This window comes from Arthrobacter sp. SLBN-53 (genome assembly GCF_006715585.1).
GTDB lineage: Bacteria > Actinomycetota > Actinomycetes > Mycobacteriales > Mycobacteriaceae > Mycobacterium > Mycobacterium neoaurum_A.
Map to the genome: position 1 here is coordinate 2,324,460 of NZ_VFNN01000001.1, position 19,529 is coordinate 2,343,988.

At 67.2% G+C, this 19,529-nt stretch carries 22 protein-coding genes and 1 tRNA gene; 14 read left to right on the forward strand and 9 right to left on the reverse strand.

The annotated features are described in order from the left end of the window. Window positions 1-10 precede the first annotated feature (10 nt). A complete protein-coding gene (locus FBY28_RS11080; protein ID WP_141866693.1) occupies window positions 11-970 on the forward strand; it encodes an alpha/beta fold hydrolase in 960 nt (319 codons plus the stop codon). Here FBY28_RS11080 and marP read toward each other — a convergent pair. The 4 genes from marP to nth are packed head-to-tail and all read right to left on the reverse strand — an operon-like array spanning window position 958 to window position 4,292. Then, the gene (marP, locus tag FBY28_RS11085; protein WP_141866695.1) at window positions 958-2,148 is read right to left on the reverse strand and encodes an acid resistance serine protease MarP; all 1,191 of its coding nucleotides are present in this window, start codon (window positions 2,146-2,148) and stop codon (window positions 958-960) included. The two genes, FBY28_RS11080 and marP, sit on opposite strands and share 13 nt — an antisense overlap. After that, window positions 2,145-2,966 (reverse strand): NUDIX hydrolase, encoded by an 822-nt coding sequence (locus tag FBY28_RS11090; RefSeq protein WP_141866697.1) that lies wholly within the window; start codon window positions 2,964-2,966, stop codon window positions 2,145-2,147. The genes marP and FBY28_RS11090 overlap by 4 nt, the downstream gene beginning before the upstream one ends. Beyond that, window positions 2,959-3,615, reverse strand: a complete 657-nt coding sequence (locus tag FBY28_RS11095) for a TlpA family protein disulfide reductase (RefSeq protein ID WP_141866699.1) — start codon at window positions 3,613-3,615, stop codon at window positions 2,959-2,961. Before FBY28_RS11095 ends, FBY28_RS11090 begins: the two co-directional genes overlap by 8 nt. After that, window positions 3,612-4,292: an endonuclease III gene (nth, locus tag FBY28_RS11100; protein WP_174241818.1), complete on the reverse strand. Its 681-nt coding sequence runs from the start codon at window positions 4,290-4,292 to the stop codon at window positions 3,612-3,614. Before nth ends, FBY28_RS11095 begins: the two co-directional genes overlap by 4 nt. A gap of 189 nt (window positions 4,293-4,481) precedes the next feature. On the opposite strand from nth, the gene FBY28_RS11105 reads away from it, so the two are divergent. Beyond that, entirely contained in the window at window positions 4,482-4,721 is a 240-nt protein-coding gene (locus FBY28_RS11105; protein WP_141866703.1) for a hypothetical protein, read from the forward strand. Window positions 4,722-4,825: 104 nt separating this feature from the next. After that, complete coding sequence (gene crp / locus FBY28_RS11110; RefSeq protein WP_019510750.1) at window positions 4,826-5,500, forward strand: cAMP-activated global transcriptional regulator CRP; 675 nt, start codon at window positions 4,826-4,828, stop codon at window positions 5,498-5,500. 57 nt (window positions 5,501-5,557) lie between these two features. Here crp and FBY28_RS11115 read toward each other — a convergent pair whose 3' ends face one another. The 3 genes from FBY28_RS11115 to sp36 are packed head-to-tail and all read right to left on the reverse strand — an operon-like array spanning window position 5,558 to window position 7,014. Further along, a complete protein-coding gene (locus tag FBY28_RS11115) occupies window positions 5,558-6,340 on the reverse strand; it encodes an MBL fold metallo-hydrolase (RefSeq protein ID WP_141866705.1) in 783 nt (260 codons plus the stop codon). 60 nt (window positions 6,341-6,400) lie between these two features. Beyond that, a complete protein-coding gene (locus tag FBY28_RS11120) occupies window positions 6,401-6,856 on the reverse strand; it encodes a RidA family protein (RefSeq protein ID WP_141866707.1) in 456 nt (151 codons plus the stop codon). After that, the gene (gene sp36 / locus FBY28_RS11125; RefSeq protein ID WP_023986385.1) at window positions 6,853-7,014 is read right to left on the reverse strand and encodes a Sp36 family protein; all 162 of its coding nucleotides are present in this window, start codon (window positions 7,012-7,014) and stop codon (window positions 6,853-6,855) included. The genes FBY28_RS11120 and sp36 overlap by 4 nt, the downstream gene beginning before the upstream one ends. Before the next feature lie 48 nt (window positions 7,015-7,062). On the opposite strand from sp36, the gene bagA reads away from it, so the two are divergent. Both bagA and bagB read left to right on the forward strand, forming a co-directional pair. Continuing rightward, complete coding sequence (gene bagA / locus FBY28_RS11130) at window positions 7,063-8,100, forward strand: ATPase BagA (protein ID WP_141866709.1); 1,038 nt, start codon at window positions 7,063-7,065, stop codon at window positions 8,098-8,100. A 33-nt stretch (window positions 8,101-8,133) separates the two neighbouring features. Then, window positions 8,134-9,255, forward strand: coding sequence for an ArsA family ATPase (bagB, locus tag FBY28_RS11135; RefSeq protein WP_141866711.1), 1,122 nt, complete (start codon window positions 8,134-8,136; stop codon window positions 9,253-9,255). A 25-nt stretch (window positions 9,256-9,280) separates the two neighbouring features. Here the strand turns inward: bagB and FBY28_RS11140 are convergent, their stop codons facing one another. Continuing rightward, a complete protein-coding gene (locus FBY28_RS11140; RefSeq protein WP_023986386.1) occupies window positions 9,281-9,634 on the reverse strand; it encodes a WhiB family transcriptional regulator in 354 nt (117 codons plus the stop codon). A gap of 225 nt (window positions 9,635-9,859) precedes the next feature. Between FBY28_RS11140 and ponA2 the strand changes: the two genes are divergently transcribed. The 3 genes from ponA2 to cds1 are packed head-to-tail and all read left to right on the forward strand — an operon-like array spanning window position 9,860 to window position 14,346. Further along, a complete protein-coding gene (gene ponA2, locus FBY28_RS11145; RefSeq protein WP_141866712.1) occupies window positions 9,860-12,304 on the forward strand; it encodes a transglycosylase/D,D-transpeptidase PonA2 in 2,445 nt (814 codons plus the stop codon). A gap of 21 nt (window positions 12,305-12,325) precedes the next feature. After that, complete coding sequence (locus tag FBY28_RS11150; protein WP_141866714.1) at window positions 12,326-13,273, forward strand: metallophosphoesterase; 948 nt, start codon at window positions 12,326-12,328, stop codon at window positions 13,271-13,273. After that, window positions 13,270-14,346, forward strand: a complete 1,077-nt coding sequence (gene cds1 / locus FBY28_RS11155) for an L-cysteine desulfhydrase Cds1 (protein WP_286177952.1) — start codon at window positions 13,270-13,272, stop codon at window positions 14,344-14,346. The genes FBY28_RS11150 and cds1 overlap by 4 nt, the downstream gene beginning before the upstream one ends. Here cds1 and FBY28_RS11160 read toward each other — a convergent pair. After that, a complete protein-coding gene (locus tag FBY28_RS11160) occupies window positions 14,250-14,453 on the reverse strand; it encodes a hypothetical protein (RefSeq protein WP_141866716.1) in 204 nt (67 codons plus the stop codon). The genes cds1 and FBY28_RS11160 overlap by 97 nt on opposite strands. 200 nt (window positions 14,454-14,653) lie before the next feature. On the opposite strand from FBY28_RS11160, the gene FBY28_RS11165 reads away from it, so the two are divergent. The 6 genes from FBY28_RS11165 (at window position 14,654) to FBY28_RS11190 (ending at window position 19,525) form a co-directional block, all read left to right on the forward strand. Beyond that, window positions 14,654-14,727: transfer RNA gene (locus tag FBY28_RS11165), tRNA-Pro, on the forward strand. A gap of 121 nt (window positions 14,728-14,848) precedes the next feature. Continuing rightward, window positions 14,849-15,733, forward strand: coding sequence for a serine/threonine-protein kinase (locus FBY28_RS11170; protein ID WP_141866718.1), 885 nt, complete (start codon window positions 14,849-14,851; stop codon window positions 15,731-15,733). Between the two features lie 111 nt (window positions 15,734-15,844). After that, window positions 15,845-17,323, forward strand: a complete 1,479-nt coding sequence (locus FBY28_RS11175; protein ID WP_141866720.1) for an amino acid permease — start codon at window positions 15,845-15,847, stop codon at window positions 17,321-17,323. 61 nt (window positions 17,324-17,384) lie between these two features. Further along, complete coding sequence (locus FBY28_RS11180) at window positions 17,385-18,176, forward strand: acyl-CoA thioesterase (protein WP_141866722.1); 792 nt, start codon at window positions 17,385-17,387, stop codon at window positions 18,174-18,176. Between the two features lie 60 nt (window positions 18,177-18,236). Further along, window positions 18,237-18,452, forward strand: coding sequence for a three-helix bundle dimerization domain-containing protein (locus tag FBY28_RS11185; protein WP_141866724.1), 216 nt, complete (start codon window positions 18,237-18,239; stop codon window positions 18,450-18,452). 32 nt (window positions 18,453-18,484) lie between these two features. Continuing rightward, window positions 18,485-19,525, forward strand: coding sequence for a DUF7847 domain-containing protein (locus tag FBY28_RS11190; RefSeq protein WP_141866726.1), 1,041 nt, complete (start codon window positions 18,485-18,487; stop codon window positions 19,523-19,525). Window positions 19,526-19,529: the final 4 nt, after the last annotated feature.

Consider the following 19,529-nt stretch of genomic DNA (forward strand, 5'->3'; position numbering starts at 1 on the left):
CCGCTTCGCCATGCAGGCGCGGCCGGACCCGTCGGTGGTGCGCATCGATGGGCCCTGGCGCCATTTTCAGGTCCACGCCAACGGTATTCGGTTCCACGTCGTAGAGGCCGAGGAATCCCCCGAGACCGAAGGCCGCGGGCGGGCCGATCGCCCACTTGTCATCCTGTTGCACGGTTTCGGCTCGTTCTGGTGGTCGTGGCGTCACCAGCTGCACGCTCGGACCGACCATCGGGTCGTCGCGGTCGACCTGCGTGGTTACGGCGACAGCGACAAGCCGCCGCGCGGTTACGACGGCTGGACACTGGCCGGGGACACCGCGGGTCTGATCCGCGCACTCGGCCACAACTCGGCCACCCTAGTCGGACATGCCGACGGCGGCCTGGTCTGTTGGGCGACGGCCCTGTTGCACCCGCGGATGGTCGACGCCGTCGCCCTGATCAGCTCACCGCACCCCGTCGCGCTGCGCTCGTCGGTGGTGGCCGACGCCGCCCAGCGCCGCGCGCTGCTGCCCTGGCTGCTGCGCTATCAGCTGCCGCGCTGGCCCGAACACAAGCTCACCCGGCACAACGCCGTCGAGCTGGAACGGATCATCCGCGACCGCGCCGGTCACGGCTGGGTCGCCACCGAGGACTTCGCCGTGACCATGCGCCATCTGCGGCAGGCGATCCAGATCCCGGGAGCGGTCCATTCGACCCTGGAGTATCAACGCTGGGCGATGCGCAGCCAGATCCGCGGCGAGGGCCGCAGGTTCATGCGCTCGATGGCCCAGCCGATAGATATCCCGCTGCTGCATCTGCGCGGCTCGGCCGACCCCTACGTCCTGGCAGATCCGGTGCGCCGGTCGCGGCCGTATGCACCCGATGGCCGATTCGAACACGTCGACGGCGCAGGGCATTTCGCACACGAGGAGAACCCGGGGGTGGTCAACACCGCGCTCGCCGACTTCCTGGCCGCGGTCTACCCGGCCTGACCGATGCAGACGCCGGTCGGCACCGGCGCGGTGTTACCCACCTGCATGCGCTGCGGCAGCACCTGCTCGGCGGTCAGCACGAAACCGGTGTCGGCGTCATCGACAGCCGCACCGAAGACGACGCCGAGGACCTTGCCGTCCTTGTCGACCATCGGACCACCCGAATTGCCCTGCTTCACCGTGCCGCGGATGGTGTACACCGTCCGGTTCACCGTCGTCGAGTTGTAGATGTCGGGACCGTTGAGTTCGATCGTCTCGCGCACCCGCGCCGGGGTTGCCGTGAAATCGCCGCCGCCGGGATACCCCATGACGATGGCATCGGTGCTCGGCGCGGCCTCGGAATCGTCGAAGACCAACGGCACCGACGGCAGCTCCGGCACCGCGAGGATCGAGATGTCCTGGTTCGGGTTGTAGGAGACCACGGTGGCGTCGTAGGTCTCACCGTTGACCTCGACGGTGACCGTCTCGGCGCCGGCGACCACGTGGGCATTGGACATCACCCGGTTGGGCGCGATGACGAATCCGCTGCCCTCCAACACCTTCTGGCAGCTGGGCGCGACACCGCGGATCTTGACCACACTGCCGCGGACGGACTGCACCACCGGCGAGGTCGCCAACGCCGCATCAGGTGCGTCGACCGCGACGACCGGGGTGCGGCTGAACGGCTCGAGCACCGCCGGAAGACCCGAGGTGTCCAGTAATCCGGCCAACCGGGCAGGCACCTTCTGCAGCCATTCCGGCGCCAGGTTGTTGACCTCGGTGAGCACCTTGGAACCGCGCACCGCGCCGGCCAGGGTGGGCTGGCTGGTCAGCGGCGAGGCCAGCAACCACGCCGCGATCAGCACCGTCACCAACTGCAACGCCGACCCGATGATCGAGTCGACGACGCGCAGCACCGGATTGCGCAATGCACCACGCACGGCCCTGCCGAGCACCACACCGGCGATCTCGCCGATCACGACCAGCGCCAGGATCAGGAAGAGGGTGGCGAACAGCTTGGTGCGGGGCCCGTCGATGTTGCCGACCAGATGAGGTGCCAACAACACACCGGCGACCGCGCCCAGGACGACGCCGATGAAGGACAACAGCGATCCGAGCGCGCCGGAGCGCCAGCCGGACACCGCGGCCACGAAGGCGACGGCAAGGATTGCGAGGTCAAGCCACTGTGCGGGAGTCATCGTTGGGCTTCACCGTACTGGCTTGGCGACGACACCTCGGCCATTGCCTCCTCCAGTTCGCGCACGTCGTCGGTATTCCACGGTTGTGCCCACCCCGCGACGTCCAGCAATGCCGAGATCACCTGGCCGGTGAAGCCCCACACCAGCATCTGGTTGAGCAGGAAGGCAGGTCCGGCGAAACGGCTGGTATTGGCCTGGCGGTAGACCATCAACCGGTTCTCCGGATTGATGAACGCCCGCAGCGGAACCCGCGCCACGATGGCGGCCTCGGCCGGATCGACAACGCGGACCGGACCGGGGTCAGGTGAGTACGCCAGCACCGGCACCACATGAAAGCCCGTCGGGGGAATGAACATCCGATCCAGGACGGCCAGCGGCGTCAGCCGGGTGGTGTCCACCCCGGTCTCCTCACGGGCCTCGCGCAGCGCGGTGGCCACCGGGCCGTCGTCCTCGGGGTCGGACACGCCGCCGGGGAAAGCGGCCTGCCCGGAATGGTTGCGCAGCGAGGATGCGCGGACGGTGACCAAGAGGTCGGTTTCCGGCGGCGGGCCGCCGATATCGCCACGCGGCGGGCCGCCGAGATCGCCACGCGGCGGGCCGCCGAGATCGCCACGCGGCGCATCGGCGGGTCCGGAGAACAGCACGAGCACGGCGGCGTCGCGTTTGGTCCCGGCCCGCGTCGCCGCGGCATTGGCGGTGTTGATCGCGGCCAGCACGTCGGCGGGTGTGCGGTTTCGGTAGGCGTCGGGCACGGCGGCGACGTTGTCGAGCAACGGACGTAGCCAGCCCGGCGCGGCGTCCGGGGAGAGCTCAACCAACGGGCACCCCTATCAACGGATTCACCGCCGCGGCGATCTCGTCGGCATCGGCGAACGGTCGCGGCAGAATTTCGGCCACGCTACCGTCCGTGCGCAGCACCACGGTGGCAGGCATCACGTTGGGCACCTTGAGCGCCGCGGCGACCAACCGGCGGCCGTCCTGCAGCGTCGGCAACCGCACCCCGAGCTCGGCCAACCGCAGCAGACCGGCGGATTCGTTCTCGTCCTGATGCACCGTCACCACCATCACCCGCTCACCCATCCGGCGTTGATACTCCTGCAATGCGGGCAGTTCGTCGGCGCACGGGCCGCACCAGTAGGCCCACAGATTGAGCACCACCGGACGGCCGGCCAGCGCCGCCGCGACATCGACGGATGTGCCGTCACCCGCGCATTCCAGGGTGATCCCGCGCAGCGGCTCGGGTCCGTCCCCGGTACCTGCCGGGCAGGGCGGCAGATCCGCCCGCTGCCGGGGCCCGGCCAGCGCCTCCGGGGTGTCGGCGGCCCGGTGATCACGCGCGGCGGGGGCCTGGGATGCGACGGATCCGGTGGGATCGGGTTCGGTGACGCCCAGCTCCCGCCACAGCGCGTAGCCGAGGGCGACGAAGACGATCAGGACCGCGACGGTCCACCGTGCCGAACGGCTCACAACCCGGCCAGTGCCAGCAGATGGTCGGTTTCCGGTCCCTTCACCAGGGCCGCCGCGGTCGCCTTGTCGGTCGGGCCCGCGCCATAGGAAGGACAGTCCTTGGCCAGCACGCACACCCCGCATGCGGGCCGTCTCGCGTGGCACACGCGGCGACCGTGAAAGATCACCCGGTGGCTGAGCAGGGTCCACTCGCGCCGTTCGATCAGCTCGCCGACGGCGTGCTCGACCTTCACCGGATCTTCCTCGGCGGTCCAGCGCCAGCGCCGCACCAACCGCCCGAAATGGGTGTCGACCGTGATCCCGGGGATATCGAACGCGTTGCCGAGCACCACATTGGCGGTCTTGCGCCCGATACCCGGCAGCGTGACCAGTTCCTCCAGCGTGCGCGGCACCTCACCGTCGAAACGCGCCTCCAGCTCGGTGCCCAGATTGATCAGCGAGGTGGCCTTGTTCCGGTAGAACCCGGTCGGCCGGATCAGTTCCTCGAGCTCGGCGCGGTCGGCCTGCGCGTAGTCCAGCGCGCTGCGGTACCGCGCGAACAACGCCGCGGTGGTCAGGTTGACCCGCTTGTCGGTGCACTGCGCGGAGAGGATGGTGGCGACCGTGAGTTCCAACGGGTTGGTGAAGTCCAGCTCGCAGTAGACGTGCGGGAAGGCCACCGCCAGCGTTCGGTTCATCCGGCGTGCGCGGCGCACCAGGCCGAGGTGGGTCTCTCGATCCCAGGCGGCCTGCGATTTGCTCCGGGCGGTGCTGGCGGTCACCCGGACAAGGGTACTGACGGTGCCTCTGACGAGCCCTGACGGGCCGGTGCCGACCGGTGACAAAACGTGATCCCACCGAGATGTTCAGCGTGTTTACTCTTCGATGTGTCGTGGTTGCTGGTGTGCTTCATCCCGGGGTTGCTCATGCTGGCGACCTTCGGGCTCGAGCGACTGGAGTCGGGCCTCGAGCGCGATACCGCGGCGGTTCGCCGCAGCGACGTTCGCGAGCGCACCCAACCGATCCGGCAGGTGCCGCTGGAATACGCCGGATTGCCGACTCGCCCCGCACCTGCGCGGCGGGCCAATCCGCAGTTTCCGGCGACCCGCCAGGCCAATCGTGTGTAGCGTTGGCTCGTCGCCGACATGCCAACCACTAGACTGAATGCGCTAACCAGCTAGTCGGTTGGCCTGTGCATGTCATATCACTGGATGAGCTTAAGAGGGGCAACGTGGACGAGATCCTGGCCAGGGCCGGAATCTTCCAAGGGGTAGAACCCACCGCGGTCGCTGCGCTGACCAAACAGCTGCAGCCCGTCGACTTTCCGCGCGGACATACGGTGTTCGCCGAGGGCGAGCCCGGTGACCGGCTTTACATCATCACCTCCGGCAAGGTGAAGATCGGCCGACGTTCCCCCGATGGCCGGGAGAACCTGCTGACGATCATGGGCCCGTCGGACATGTTCGGCGAGCTGTCGATCTTCGACCCGGGCCCCCGGACCTCCAGCGCCACCACCATCACCGAGGTGCGCGCGGTGTCGATGGACCGTGAGGCGCTGCGCGCCTGGATCGCCGACCGTCCCGAGATCGCCGAGCAGCTGTTGCGCGTGTTGGCCCGCCGCCTGCGGCGCACCAACAACAACCTCGCCGACCTGATCTTCACCGATGTGCCCGGCCGGGTGGCCAAGCAGCTGCTGCAGCTGGCCCAGCGCTTCGGCACCCAGGAAGGTGGCGCCCTGCGCGTCACCCACGACCTCACCCAGGAGGAGATCGCCCAGCTCGTCGGCGCCTCCCGCGAGACCGTGAACAAGGCCCTCGCCGATTTCGCCCACCGCGGGTGGATCCGGCTGGAGGGCAAGAGCGTGCTGATCAGCGACTCGGAGCGGTTGGCTCGGCGCGCGCGATAGTTCTTCACCCGATTTCGGCGCGGTTTCGTTCGCTCAGCGAGCGTTTCCGCGCCGAAATCAGTTTCTGAGGTAGTCCAGCTGCGCCTGCGTCGACTTCTCCGCGGCGGGCCACAGCTTCTCGTCCACATCGGTGTAGACATGCGCGACGATCTGCTTGGCCGTGGCGTCCTCCCCCAGCTCGCGCAAGGCCGCCCGGACCTGGTCGAGTCGGTCGTGCCGGTGCGCCAGATACTGCGCCGACACCTCGGCCAGGTCCGCCAGATCGGGGCCGTGTCCGGGCAGCACCCGCAGCTGACCCAGTCCCTGCAGCCGGCGCAGCGAATCCAGATACGCGCCAAGGCTGCCGTCCTCGTCGTCGATGACGGTGGTGCCGCGGCCCAGCACGGTGTCGGCTGTCAGCACCGCGCCCTCGACGAGGAATGACAGCGAATCGCTGGTGTGTCCCGGTGTCGCCAGCACGGTGATGCGCGTCCCCGCCGCGTCGATGACCTCGCCGTCGGTCAGCGGTCCGCCGAGTCCCCGCAGGAACCCACTGCCGATGGCGCGAACCACCGCGCCGGTGCGGTCGACCAGCTTGTCGATGCCGTCGGTGTGGTCGCCGTGCTTGTGACTGATGAGCACCAGCGAGATCGTGCCGAGCGCGGCGATCCGGTCGATGTGCTCGTCGTCATCGGGTCCCGGGTCGACGATCACCAGCTCGTCGCTGCCCGGCCCGCTCAGCACCCAGGTGTTGGTGCCCTCCAGCGTCATCATCCCGGGGTTGTTGCACAGCAGTACCGAGGCCGACACGGTGTCGGTCTGCCAGACCGGCCTCAGCTCGCCGTACGCGGGATGCTGCAACGACGCGACCTCTCACTCATGCTCGGCCGCTTACGCGACCTCTCAGTCATGCTCGGCCGCTTACGCGACCTCGACGATGATCTCGACCTCGACCGGTGAGTTGCGCGGCAGTTCCGACACCCCGACCGCCGAGCGTGCATGCGCGCCGCTGTCCCCGAACACCTCACCGAACAGTTCGGAGGCGCCGTTGATGACACCGGGCTGTCCGTCGAAATCCTTGGCCGACGCGACGAATCCGACCACCTTGACCACCCGCACCACCGCGTCGATGCCCACCAGCGCGTGCACCGCGGCCAGCGCGTTCAATCCGCAGAGCCGGGCCAGTTCCTTGGCGTCCTCGGCGCTGACCTCAGCGCCGACCTTGCCGGTGGCCTGCAGGACGCCGTCACGGATCGGCAGCTGCCCGGAGGTGTAGACCAGATTGCCGGTGCGCACCGCGGGCACGTAGGCCGCCAGCGGTGCCACGACCTCGGGCAGCTCGATACCGAGCTCGGCGAGTCGCTGCGAATGGCTCACTTCGGCCGCTTGAGGTACGCGACGTGCTGCTCACCGGTCGGACCGGGAAGCACCGACACCAGCTCCCAGCCGTCCGAGCCCCACTGGTCGAGAATCTGTTTGGTGGCGTGCGTCAGCAACGGCACGGTGGCGTACTCCCAACGGCTCACTTCAGTCATGACGCAGAGCTTATCCGCCGAGGCTCCCGTGATGGATAGCATGCAGGCGTGGAACATGCATCCGACGACCGCAGGCCGGTCGGCTGGCCGTCCCGCCTGACGAAGGCCCGTCTGCACTTCGTCACCGGTAAAGGTGGTACCGGCAAGTCGACCATCGCCGCGGCGCTGGCGCTCTCGCTGGCCGCCGGAGGCCGCAAGGTGTTGTTGGTGGAGGTCGAGGGACGCCAGGGCATCGCCCAACTCTTCGACGTGCCGCCGCTGCCCTATGAGGAGGTCAAGATCGCGACCGCCGAGGGCGGCGGCCAGGTCAACGCCCTGGCCATCGACACCGAGGCCGCGTTCCTCGAGTACCTCGACATGTTCTACAACCTGGGCATCGCCGGCCGCGCGATGCGCCGAATCGGGGCCGTCGAGTTCGCCACCACGATCGCCCCCGGCCTGCGTGATGTGCTGCTGACCGGAAAGATCAAGGAGCTCGTCGTCCGCTCCGACAATCCGGCCAAGACGGCCAAATCCGGCCAGAGCGCCTATGACGCGATCGTGGTCGACGCGCCACCGACCGGACGCATCTCCCGATTCCTCGATGTCACCAAGGCGGTGTCCGAACTGGCCAAGGGCGGACCGGTGCACTCCCAGGCGGAAGGCGTTGTCAAGATCCTGCATTCCGATCTGACCGCGATCCATCTGGTGACCCTGCTGGAGGCGCTGCCGGTCCAGGAGACCATCGAGGCGATCGCCGAACTGCGGGAGCTCGAGCTGCCGATCGGCAGCGTCATCGTCAACCGCAACATCCCGTCGTATCTGTCCCAGGACGACCTCACCAGGGCGGCCGAGGGAGATCTCGACGCCGAGACCATCCGGGCGGATCTGGATTCCGCCGGAATCACCTTGGCCGACGACGATTTCGCGGGCTTGCTGACCGAGTCCATCCAGCACGCCACCCGGATCGCCGCCCGCGCCGAGAGTGCGGAGTTGCTCGAAGAGCTCGACGTGTCCCGACTGCAGCTGCCGGCCATCGCCGACGGTGTCGATCTGGGCAGCCTCTATGAACTGGCCGAAGCACTTGCCGCCCAAGGAGTGCGATGAGCGCTCGCTCGAAGAGCCGAAGGAACAGCTGATATGAGCACTTCTCCTGCCGCCCTCGATCTGGGCGCCGTCCTCGGCGATACCAGCAACCGGGTCATCGTGTGCTGCGGCGCCGGTGGTGTCGGCAAGACGACGACGGCCGCTGCGATGGCGCTGCGCGCCGCCGAGATGGGGCGCACGGTCGTGGTGCTCACCATCGACCCGGCCAAGCGACTGGCCCAGGCACTGGGCATCGAGAGCCTCGGCAACAACCCGCAGCGGGTTCCGCTGGCCCCCGAGGTGACCGGTGAGTTGCACGCGATGATGCTCGACATGCGCCGCACCTTCGACGAGATGGTGGTGCAGTACTCGGGCCCCGGGGTCGCCGACTCGATTCTGGAGAACCAGTTCTACCAAACGGTCGCAACGTCTCTGGCCGGCACGCAGGAGTACATGGCCATGGAGAAACTCGGCCAGCTGTTGGCCGAGGACAAATGGGACCTGGTGGTGGTGGACACGCCGCCGTCACGCAACGCGCTGGACTTCCTGGACGCCCCGAAACGGCTGGGCAGCTTCATGGACAGCCGGCTCTGGCGGATGCTGCTGGCGCCGGGCCGCGGCATCGGGCGCATCGTCACCGGCGCGGTCGGCCTGGCCATGAAGGGCATGTCGACGGTGCTGGGCTCCCAGATGCTTTCCGACGCCGCAGGATTCGTACAGTCACTGGATGCGACGTTCGGCGGGTTCCGGGAGAAGGCCGACCGCACCTACGAATTGTTGAAGCGACGCGGTACCCAGTTCGTCGTCGTATCGGCCGCCGAGCCGGATGCTCTTCGCGAGGCGTCGTTCTTCGTCGACCGACTCTCCAGCGAGAACATGCCGCTGGCGGGTTTGATCCTCAACCGCACGCATCCGACGCTGTGCGATCTGGCTGCCGACAAGGCCACCGAGGCCGCCGCGGCGATCGACTCGACCAAGGGTGAGGGCAACGTCAGTTCGGCGGTGCTGCGGATTCACGCGGCGCGGGCGGCGACGGCCAAACGGGAGGTGCGACTGCTGTCGCGGTTCACCGGGGCCAACCCACACGTCGCGATCGTCGGCGTGCCGTCGCTACCGTTCGACGTGTCCGACCTGGAGGCGTTGCGCGCCATCGGTGATCAGCTGACGGGCAGCTGATCGATCCGACGGCGGTCGAACCCGCTCAGACCGCGCTGCGGTGCTTGCGCTGAGCGGCGAAGAAGTCGGCCCACGAGACGACCTCGGGGTGCTGCTTGAGCAGTGCGCGGCGCTGACGCTCGGTCATGCCACCCCAGACACCGAACTCGACGCGGTTGTCGAGCGCATCGGCGCCGCATTCCGCGATGACCGGGCAGTGCCGGCAGATGACCGCCGCTTTTCGCTGAGCGGCGCCCCGGACGAACAGTTCGTCGGGATCGGCCTGGCGGCAGCGGGCCTGCGAGACCCACGCGATGCGGGCCTCGGCCTCGGCTCCCGGAGTGGCCGTCGGGGCGTGCGTTGCTGCACTCCTATACGTGGCAGACGATGTAACCGACACCTGCATTCCCCTTTACTCCGACCCCTGTTAAGCGTGTGTAATCTGCGCCACATTGCGTCAGGAGTGTTACCTGAATCGCATTGTGTGTTCAAGCTAGGTGGTAGAGGGGCTTTTACGCAACAGTCAGATCACACTTTTTTGGGACGACCGTGCAGTCCGCCGCTCAGAACGCCTGAAATGGCAGCCCGAGGGGCCCGATTGGACCCGCTGGCTACGCTGTAACCCATGTCCGACCAGCCCCAGCGCCGACCACCGGTACCGGTGACGGTCATCAAGCTGATGTGGTGCTGCCTGCTGGCCGCCGTGATCGCCGCCGGGTTGATGTTCCCTGTCGTCGGCGGCATCGGTTTGATGTCCAACCGCGCCTCCGATGTGGTTGCCAACGGCTCGGCCCAACTGGTCGAGGGTGATATCCCCGCGGTGTCGACGATGACCGACTCGCAGGGCAACCCGATCGCCTGGCTCTACACCCAGCGCCGGTTCGAGGTGCCCAGCGAGCAGATCGCCAACACCATGAAGCTGGCCATCGTGTCCATCGAGGACAAGCGGTTCGCCGAGCACAACGGCGTGGACTGGCAGGGCACCCTGACGGGCCTGTCGGGTTACCTGTCCGGCAACCTGGACACCCGCGGTGGTTCGACCATCGAGCAGCAGTACGTGAAGAACTACCAGCTGCTGGTGGTCGCCCAGACCGATGCCGAGAAGCGCGCGGCCATCGAGACCACGCCGGCCCGCAAGCTGCGCGAGATCCGGATGGCCCTGACCCTGGACAAGACGCTGACCAAACCGGAGATCCTCACCAGGTATCTGAACCTGGTCTCCTTCGGTAACGGTGCCTTCGGCGTGCAGGACGCCGCCCAGACCTATTTCGGCGTCAACGCCAGCGAGCTGAACTGGCAGCAGGCCGCACTGCTGGCCGGCATGGTGCAGTCCACCAGCGTGCTCAACCCGTACACCAATCCCGAGGGCGCGCTGGCTCGCCGCAATATCGTGCTGGACACCATGATCGAGAATGTCCCGCAGGAGGCCGAGGCGCTGCGCGCGGCACGTGAGCAGCCCCTCGGAGTGCTCCCGCAGCCCAAGGAGCTGCCCCGTGGCTGCATCGCCGCCGGGGACCGCGCGTTCTTCTGCGACTACGCCCTGGACTACCTGGCGCGCGCCGGGTTGAGCAAGGATCAGGTCGCCAAGGGCGGATATCTGATCAAGACCACCCTCGACCCCAACGTGCAGGCCACGGTCAAGAACGCGGTCAACCAGTTCGCTCCCGCCGACACCGCCGGGGTGGCCAGCGTCATGAGCGTGATCCGGCCGGGCAAGGAAGCGCACCCGGTGCTCGCGATGGCCAGCAACCGCACCTACGGACTCAACACCGAGGCCGGCGAAACCATGCAGCCGCAACCCTTCTCGCTGGCCGGCAACGGCGCCGGGTCGGTGTTCAAGATCTTCACCGTCGCCGCCGCCATGGAGATGGGCATGGGCATCAACAGCCAGTTGCCCGTGCCCGCGGCGTTCCAGGCCAAGGGTCTGGGGAGCAGCAGCTCGCCGGGATGCCCGCCGGCCACCTGGTGCGTCCGCAACGCCGGTGGCTACCGCGACTCCATGAGCGTCACCGACGCGCTGGCCACCTCGCCGAACACCGCCTTCGCCAAGCTGATCTCCCAGATCGGCGTGCAGCGGGCCGTCGACATGGCGGTCCGGTTGGGCCTGCGCTCGTATGCGCTGCCGGGTACCGCCCGCGACTACGACCCGGAGAGCAACGAGAGCCTCGCCGATTTCGTGAAGCGGCAGAACATCGGATCGTTCACCCTCGGCCCGATCGAGGTCAACGGCCTCGAGCTGTCCAACGTCGCCGCGACGCTCGCCTCCGGCGGGGTGTGGTGCCCGCCGAACCCGATCGCCCAGGTCTTCGACCGGCACGGCAACGAGGTCGCGGTGACCACCGAGACCTGTGAGCAGGTCGTGCCCGAGGGGTTGGCCAACACCCTGGCCAATGCGATGAGCGAGGACGACAGGGGCTCGGGTACCGCGGCCGGGGCCGCCGGCTCGGCGGGGTGGAACCTGCCGATGTCGGGCAAGACCGGCACCACCGAGTCCAACCGCTCCTCGGCCTTCCTGGGGTTCACCAGCGAGTTCGCCGCCGCCAACTACATCTACGACGATTCGACCCAGCCCAGCGAGTTGTGCTCGTTCCCGTTGCGGCAGTGTGGTTCCGGAAACCTGTTCGGCGGTAACGAGCCCGCCCGCACCTGGTTCACCGCGATGAAACCGCTGACACCGGACACCGTTGCGCTGCCGCCCACGGATCCGCGTTATGTCGACGGTGGTCCGGGATCGCGGGTGCCCAGCGTCGCCGGGATGGATCTGAGCATGGCGCGGGACCGGCTGCGCGCCGCCGGTTTCCAGGTCGCCGATCAGCCGACCGAGGTGAATTCCGGTTCTCCGCGCGGTGCCGTGGTCGGCACCTCGCCGACCGGGCAGACCATTCCGGGCTCGATCATCACCATTCTCACCAGTAACGGCATCCCGCCGGCGCCCCCGCCACCACCGGCGGGCATCCCGGGACTGCCGCCGATGGTGGGGTCCACGGTGGTTCAGATTCCGGGTCTGCCACCGATCACCGTGCCGGTGCTCGGACCACCCCCGCCACCGGCACCGCCGCCGCCACCGTGATCTGGTGAGTAAACTGCTGCCATGTCGCACCTGAAGAACACCGCCGCTATCGCCGCAGGCAGCCTGGTCGCCGGCATCGGTTACGCGTCGTTGATCGAGCGCAACGCATTCGCTCTTCGGGAACTGACCATGCCGGTGCTCAGCCCCGGGTCGACCCCGCTGCGGGTACTGCACCTGTCGGATCTGCACATGCTGCCGCGTCAGCGCCGCAAGCAGGAGTGGCTGCGTGAGCTGGTGTCCCTGCAGCCGGACCTGGTGGTCAACACCGGCGACAACCTGTCCCATCAGAAGGCCGTACCGGCCGTGGTTCAGGCCCTCGGGGACCTGCTGTCGGTGCCGGGTGTCTTCGTCTTCGGCAGCAACGACTACTTCGCACCGAAGCCGAAGAATCCGACCAACTACCTGTTCAACAAGAAGCGACGCATCCACGGGGATCCGCTGCCGTGGCAGGATCTGCGCGCGGCGTTCACCGAGCGCGGCTGGCTGGACATGACCCATGTCCGCCGCGAGTTCGAGGTGGCCGGCCTGCAGATCGCTGCCGCGGGCGTCGACGATCCCCATCTCAAGCGAGATCGCTACGACACCATCGTCGGACCTGCCAGCCCGAAAGCCAACCTCACGCTCGGGGTCACGCACTCGCCCGAACCGTGGGTGTTGGACCGTTTCGCCGCCGACGGGTACCAGCTGGTGCTCGCCGGACACACCCACGGCGGGCAGCTGTGCCTGCCGTTCTACGGGGCCGTGGCCACCAACTGCGATCTGGACCGCTCACGCGCCAAGGGGGCGTCGCAGTGGGGTGCGGACATGAAGCTGCATGTCTCGGCCGGGCTCGGCACATCGCCGTACGCGCCGGTGCGGTTCTGCTGCCGCCCGGAGGCCACCCTGCTCACCTTGGTCGCCGCGCCGGCCAAGGGATCGGCCATCGGAAGCCATGCCGGACAGGCACATCCGACCGCATCGGTACGGTGAGCACCCGCGACTGGGTCGACAATGCGGTCCGGCTGATCGAGGCTGATGCCCATCGCAGCGCGGACACCCACCTGTTGCGTTATCCCCTGCCATCGGCATGGGCGGACCGCTTCGATGTGGCGTTGTATCTCAAGGACGAGACGACCCATATCACCGGCAGCCTCAAACACCGGCTCGCGCGTTCGCTGTTCCTGTACGCGCTGTGCAATGGCTGGATCGGGCCCGGCACCACGGTGATCGAGGCCTCCTCGGGATCCACGGCGGTCTCCGAGGCCTACTTCGCGGCGATGCTGGGGCTGCCCTTCATCGCGGTCATGCCGAGTTCGACGAGTGCCGCCAAGGTGGCGCTGATCGAATCCCAGGGCGGTCGTTGCCATTTCGTGGAGCGCTCGGCGCAGGTCTACGAGGAGGCCGAGCGGCTGGCCCGCGAGACCGGCGGCCACTATCTCGACCAGTTCACCAATGCCGAGCGGGCCACCGACTGGCGAGGGAACAACAACATCGCCGAATCGATCTTCGAGCAGATGGCCAGGGAGACCCATCCCGTACCCGACTGGATCGTCGTCGGCGCGGGCACCGGGGGCACCAGCGCGACCATCGGACGCTATCTGCGGTACCGGCGCCACCGCACAGCGCTATGTGTCGTCGACCCGGAGAACTCGGCCTTCTACCCGGCCTACGAGCAGGGCCGCCTCGATGTCGAGACCGGGGTGTCATCGCGGATCGAGGGAATCGGCCGTCCCCGGGTGGAGCCGTCTTTCATGCCGGGTGTGGTGGATCGGATGATGACCGTCCCGGACTGCGGGTCGGTGGCCGCGGCCCATCACGTCAGCACGGTGCTGGGCCGCCGGGTGGGACCATCGACCGGCACCAACGTCTGGGGCGCGTTCGCGCTGCTGGCCGAGATGATGGCGGCCGGGCGCAGCGGTTCGGTGGTGACACTGCTCGCCGACAGCGGCGACCGGTACCGCGATACCTACTTCGACGCGGAGTGGCTGACCAGCCAGGGGTTGGACTCCTCGACATCGGCGGCGAAGCTGGCCGAGTTCGAGTCCTCGGGGCGCTGGAACTGATCCTCGGCCACATCGGCGCCGCGGACCGGTCCACGGCCGGACAGGTACAGCCACAATGCCGCGACCCCGAAGAACGTGATGTAGACGAACGCTCCCAGGTCGGTCATATCGGCCTCGTTTCTGTGTTCGGACGCCCCCGATGGTGTCCTTCGGGTTGTACAACGCCGGCGGGGCCTCGGTTGCTTCCCGGTACCCGCTCCGGCGTGTGAGTGCCCCGTTCGGCACGCATCCGAAACCCCGCTTCGCGGCCCGGGGAGGCCGTTTGGCTTTCCGGCTGCCCGGTGCGATACGCTGTCGTGGCTTCACGCGGGGTGTGGCGCAGCTTGGTAGCGTGCTTCGTTCGGGACGAAGAGGTCGTGGGTTCGAATCCCGCCACCCCGACTCGCAGGAGTAGGCCCTGACCGGGAAATCGGTCAGGGCCTTTTTCATGTCACCCTGCTTTCATGTCACCCTGCTTTCATGCCACCCTGCGAAGGCATCCGGACGCGCATACCCTTGGCCTGTGTTGCGCACCGGTGACATCATCGCCGGCCCCGAACGCGCGGACGGGGTGTGTCGGCGCTACACCATCGACACGCTGCTCGGCCGGGGCTCCAGCGCCGATGTCTATCGCGCGCTCGGCCCGTCCGGACCTGTCGCACTGAAGGTGCTGCGCGCCGACCCTGCCGCCGCCGACCGTGCCAAGCAACGTTTTGCCAGAGAGTTCACACTGGCCGCCACGCTCACCCACCCGCATATCGTCGCCATGTACGAGATGGGCCGGCTGCCCACGGAACCCTCGACACCGTGGATGGCGATGCAGTACATCGACGGACCCGACTCCTCGGTGCTGGTCCCCACTCGCACCACCGACCCGGACACCACCGCCGTGTTGCGCGCCTGCAACCAGATCGCCGAAGCGCTGGACTACGCCCACTCGATGGACGTGTTGCACCGCGATGTAAAACCCACGAATGTCCTGCTCACCACGGACCGCCTCGACGCCTATCTCAGCGATTTCGGCATCGCGCAGATCATCGACGAGGTGTCAGCTCTGCCCCGCAACGGCCGCATCAGCGGATCGATATCGTACGCCGCGCCCGAGCTGCTCACCGGTGAACATCTCTCGCCCGCAACAGACTTGTACGCGTTCGCTGCCACGGTGCTCGAATGGCTCACCGGGTTGCCGCCGTACCCCCGATCCACCGCTTTCGCCATAACGTATGCGCACCTGAATGATTCACCCCCACGATTGAGTAGCCGGCGCCGGTGGCTGCCCCGCAGCCTCGATTCGGTTTTCGCCAAGGCATTGGCGAAAAGTCCTGCAGCCCGCTATGACTCGTGCACCGAATTCGCCGGCATCGTCGTCCACACGTTGCGCGATATCCCGACCGGTGGTGGCAGTTAGCACAATGTTTACACGCCGAAAGTTTCGGCGTCTGTTGACCGGGCATACGCTCTGGCCAGAACACCCCGCGCCCAACGGTGAGCGTCGAGACCGCTACATCCAGGGAGCGATATGTCGACCGATGCCACGTATGACAATTCGGCACTGGCACATGAGGAGCAGGGGTACCACAAATCCCTCAAGCCACGCCAGATCCAGATGATCGCCATCGGCGGGGCCATCGGCACCGGCCTCTTCATGGGGGCCGGTAGCCGATTACATGATGCCGGACCAGGACTGTTCCTGGTGTACGCGTTCTGCGGCGTTTTCGTCTTCTTCATCATGCGAGCCCTCGGTGAGCTGGTACTACATCGTCCCTCGTCGGGATCCTTCGTCTCCTACGCACGTGAGTTCTTCGGGGAGAAGACGGCATACGTGACCGGGTGGTTGTACTTCTTCAACTGGGCCGCGACCGCCATCGTCGACGTGACCGCGGTGGCGCTCTACGTGCACTTCTGGGGCATGTTCGAGGCGATACCGCAGTGGCTCATCGCCCTGATCGCGCTGGGGATCGTGCTCACCATGAACATCATCTCGGTGAAACTGTTCGGCGAGATGGAGTTCTGGGCGTCGATCATCAAGGTGGCGGCGCTGGTGACGTTCCTGGTCGTCGGGATAGTGTTCTTGGCCGGCCGTTTCGAAATCGAGGGATCGGCAACCGGTTTCAGCGTCATCAGCGATAACGGCGGATTGCTGCCCACCGGGATGTTCTCCCTGGTGATCGTCACGTCCGGCGTCATCTTCGCCTATGCCGCAGTCGAATTGGTCGGCATCGCGGCCGGCGAAACCGAGGAGCCGGCAAAGGTGATGCCGCGTGCCATCAACTCGGTGATCCTACGTATCGCCGTGTTCTACGTCGGCTCGCTGATCCTGCTGGCCTTACTGTTGCCGTACACCACCTATCGGGCCGGGGAAAGTCCGTTTGTCACCTTCTTCTCCAAGATCGGGGTGCCTGCCGCCGGCGGCATCATGAACCTCGTCGTCCTGACAGCGGCGATGTCCAGCCTCAATGCCGGCCTGTACTCCACCGGGCGCATCCTGCGCTCGATGGCCATGAATGGCTCCGCCCCCTCCTTCACCGGTCTCATGAATCGAAACGGCGTGCCCTTCGGCGGTATCGCATTGACCGGCGCGCTCACCCTGCTCGGCGTGGTGCTCAACCTGTTCGTCCCCGCGGAGGCCTTCAACATCGCCCTCGATCTGTCCGCCTTGGGCATCATCTCGACGTGGGCGATGATCATGGCCTGCCAGATTCAACTGTGGCGCTGGGAGCGCAAGGGCATCCTGACCCGACCGAAGTTCCGACTCCCGGGCACGCCGTACACCAGTTACGCGACACTGGTCTTCCTCGCCGCGGTGACCGCGCTCATGTGTTATGAGAACATCTGGAACCTGATCGCCATCCTGGTGATCGGACCGATGCTGGTGGCGGGCTGGTATGCGGTGCGCAGCAAGGTGATGACCATGGCCCAGCAGCGTCTCGGATACACCGGTGACTACCCGGTCGTCCCGCAACCCCCGATACCCGAACGCGGACATGGGGGCCACTAGTCACGTGGTGGCCTGACGCACTCCCTCCAACTCCCAACCAAGCGGTTGGTACAGTTCGATGATGACCGAACCGAGTTGGATGGCGGCCCTCCTCGATTTCGACCGTGACGATGACCGCTTCCTGGCCCCGCAGCTGGGTGTGCCCGGTATGCGACTGTTCGGTGGTCTCATCGCCGCCCAGGCGCTCGGCGCGGCCGGGGCGACCGTCGACCCGGGCAAACATCCTCAGTCGCTGCACGCGTACTTCGTCCGCGGCGGGGAGTTCGGAGTCGACGTCGAACTGGAGGTCGAACGAACCCGCGACGGCCGGTCCTTCGATACCCGCCGGGTCACCGCACGCCAGCACGGCAAGGTCATCCTGGAGATGATCGCGTCCTTCCAGATTCCCGAGGACGGCGCCGACTGGCACCCGGCCAGGCCGCCGAGCGTGCCGCTGGAATCCGCGATTGCGAAAACCCCGGACCTGGACTTCACCAACTGGCTGGAATTGCGCTGCGACCCCGCCGATACCACGCGATTCGTCCTGCCGCCCTTCTGGATTCGCAGTCGCAGCCCCATCGAGGACGATCCGCTGATCAGGGCATGCACCCTGACCTTCGTATCCGATATCGGCCCGGTCCCGGCCGCCCGGCCACCGGGAACCCCGTTCACACCGGGCGAGGGCACGGGCTTCGCGACCAGCCTTGACCACTCCGTGTGGTTCCACCGGCCGTTCGACCCCGACCGATGGCACTGCTACGAGATCGACTCACTGGGCAACAGTCACTCACGCGGATTGGTGGTCGGCGGGTTCTACGACACCACGGGTGCGCTCATCGCCAACACCAGCCAACAGGCCTTGTGGCGGTTGTGAGCAACGCCTCGGCACGTGCCGAGTCCGACACCTTGACCGTGCCGTCCACAGTCGAGAAAGATGATCGCCGTGCTGAAGTTGCCGGAGAGTGAACAAATTGCAGCGGTAGAGGATCGCCTGGTCAAACAGTTCACAGATGTCCCCGCCGACACCGTCCGCACCACGGTTGCCGCTGCACATCAGCATTTCATCCAGAGTGCCGTCCGCGACTACATCGCCCTGCTCGTCGAGCGGCGCGCCTTCGCAGCACTGAAGTCCGCCGCACCCGCTTCCTGACACCGCGCGCCCGCCCAGGCAGGATGGTTCCCATGACCGGCACCGCGGGCGGATACCAGCCGTACTACCATGCGCCACCTCAGTTCCATGCCTTCCAGCCCGGCATCATCCCGCTGCGACCGCTGAACCTCTCGGACATCTTCAACGGTGCCTTCGGCTACATCCGGGCGAACCCGAAAACCACACTCGGCCTCACCACCATCGTGGTGCTGGCATCCCAGCTGTTGTCCTTCGCACTGCAGGTGTGGCCGCTGGCGTCCGGTGGCGCTCTCGACCCCGCCGGCATCACCGGTCAGTACGACGATGCCGCGCTACTGGCCGGGTCCGTCATCGGCAGCCTCGCCGGTGCACTGGCGACCTGGATCGCCGCCATCCTGCTCAGCGGAATGCTCACCGTGATCATCGGTCGGGCGGTCTTCGGTGCAGGTATCACCGCGGGCGAGGCCTGGCAACGACTGCGCCCCCGACTGCTACCGCTCCTCGGCGTCACGGCGCTGGAGACCCTCGGTGTCGGGCTGCTGGTCGCCGCGGTCGCCGGCGTCATCGCCGTCGTCGCGATCGCCCTCAACGGCTGGATCGCATTCTTCGTCGGCATCCCGTTGGTCCTCGGCATGATCGTCGCGCTGGCCTTCGTGTTCACCAAACTCAGCTTCACGCCCACGCTGGTGGTGCTCGAGCGACTACCTGTCATCGTGGCGATCGAGCGGTCATTCGCCCTGGTACGCCACGACTTCTGGCGGGTCTTCGGCATCCGCCTGCTGGCCATGCTGGTGGCCGGGATGATCGCCGGTGCGGTGTCCGTCCCGTTCACCATCGGCGGGCAGATCCTCATCGGCATGGCCGGACCCGACGGTTCCGGGGCCATCTTCACCGGACTGGTGCTGACGACGGTCGGCGCCGCGATCGGGCAGATCCTCACCGCGCCCTTCACCGCCGGTGTGGTGGTGCTGCAGTACACCGACCGGCGCATCCGAGCCGAGGCCTTCGACCTGGTGTTGCAGACCGGGGCCGGTTACGCCCCTGCCGCCCCGGACAACTCGACCGACCACCTCTGGCTGACCCGGCACCCCTGACACC

Coding starts and splice junctions, on each gene's coding strand:
- sp36 (WP_023986385.1), bottom strand. CDS start 7,014: ATGACTGAAGTGAGCCGTTGGGAGTACGCCACCGTGCCGTTGCTGACG.
- bagB (WP_141866711.1), top strand. CDS start 8,134: ATGAGCACTTCTCCTGCCGCCCTCGATCTGGGCGCCGTCCTCGGCGAT.
- FBY28_RS11185 (WP_141866724.1), top strand. CDS start 18,237: ATGATCGCCGTGCTGAAGTTGCCGGAGAGTGAACAAATTGCAGCGGTA.
- FBY28_RS11160 (WP_141866716.1), bottom strand. CDS start 14,453: ATGACCGACCTGGGAGCGTTCGTCTACATCACGTTCTTCGGGGTCGCG.
- FBY28_RS11150 (WP_141866714.1), top strand. CDS start 12,326: ATGTCGCACCTGAAGAACACCGCCGCTATCGCCGCAGGCAGCCTGGTC.
- FBY28_RS11175 (WP_141866720.1), top strand. CDS start 15,845: ATGTCGACCGATGCCACGTATGACAATTCGGCACTGGCACATGAGGAG.
- ponA2 (WP_141866712.1), top strand. CDS start 9,860: ATGTCCGACCAGCCCCAGCGCCGACCACCGGTACCGGTGACGGTCATC.
- FBY28_RS11080 (WP_141866693.1), top strand. CDS start 11: ATGCAGGCGCGGCCGGACCCGTCGGTGGTGCGCATCGATGGGCCCTGG.
- marP (WP_141866695.1), bottom strand. CDS start 2,148: ATGACTCCCGCACAGTGGCTTGACCTCGCAATCCTTGCCGTCGCCTTC.
- FBY28_RS11180 (WP_141866722.1), top strand. CDS start 17,385: ATGACCGAACCGAGTTGGATGGCGGCCCTCCTCGATTTCGACCGTGAC.
- nth (WP_174241818.1), bottom strand. CDS start 4,292: ATGAACCGAACGCTGGCGGTGGCCTTCCCGCACGTCTACTGCGAGCTG.
- FBY28_RS11190 (WP_141866726.1), top strand. CDS start 18,485: ATGACCGGCACCGCGGGCGGATACCAGCCGTACTACCATGCGCCACCT.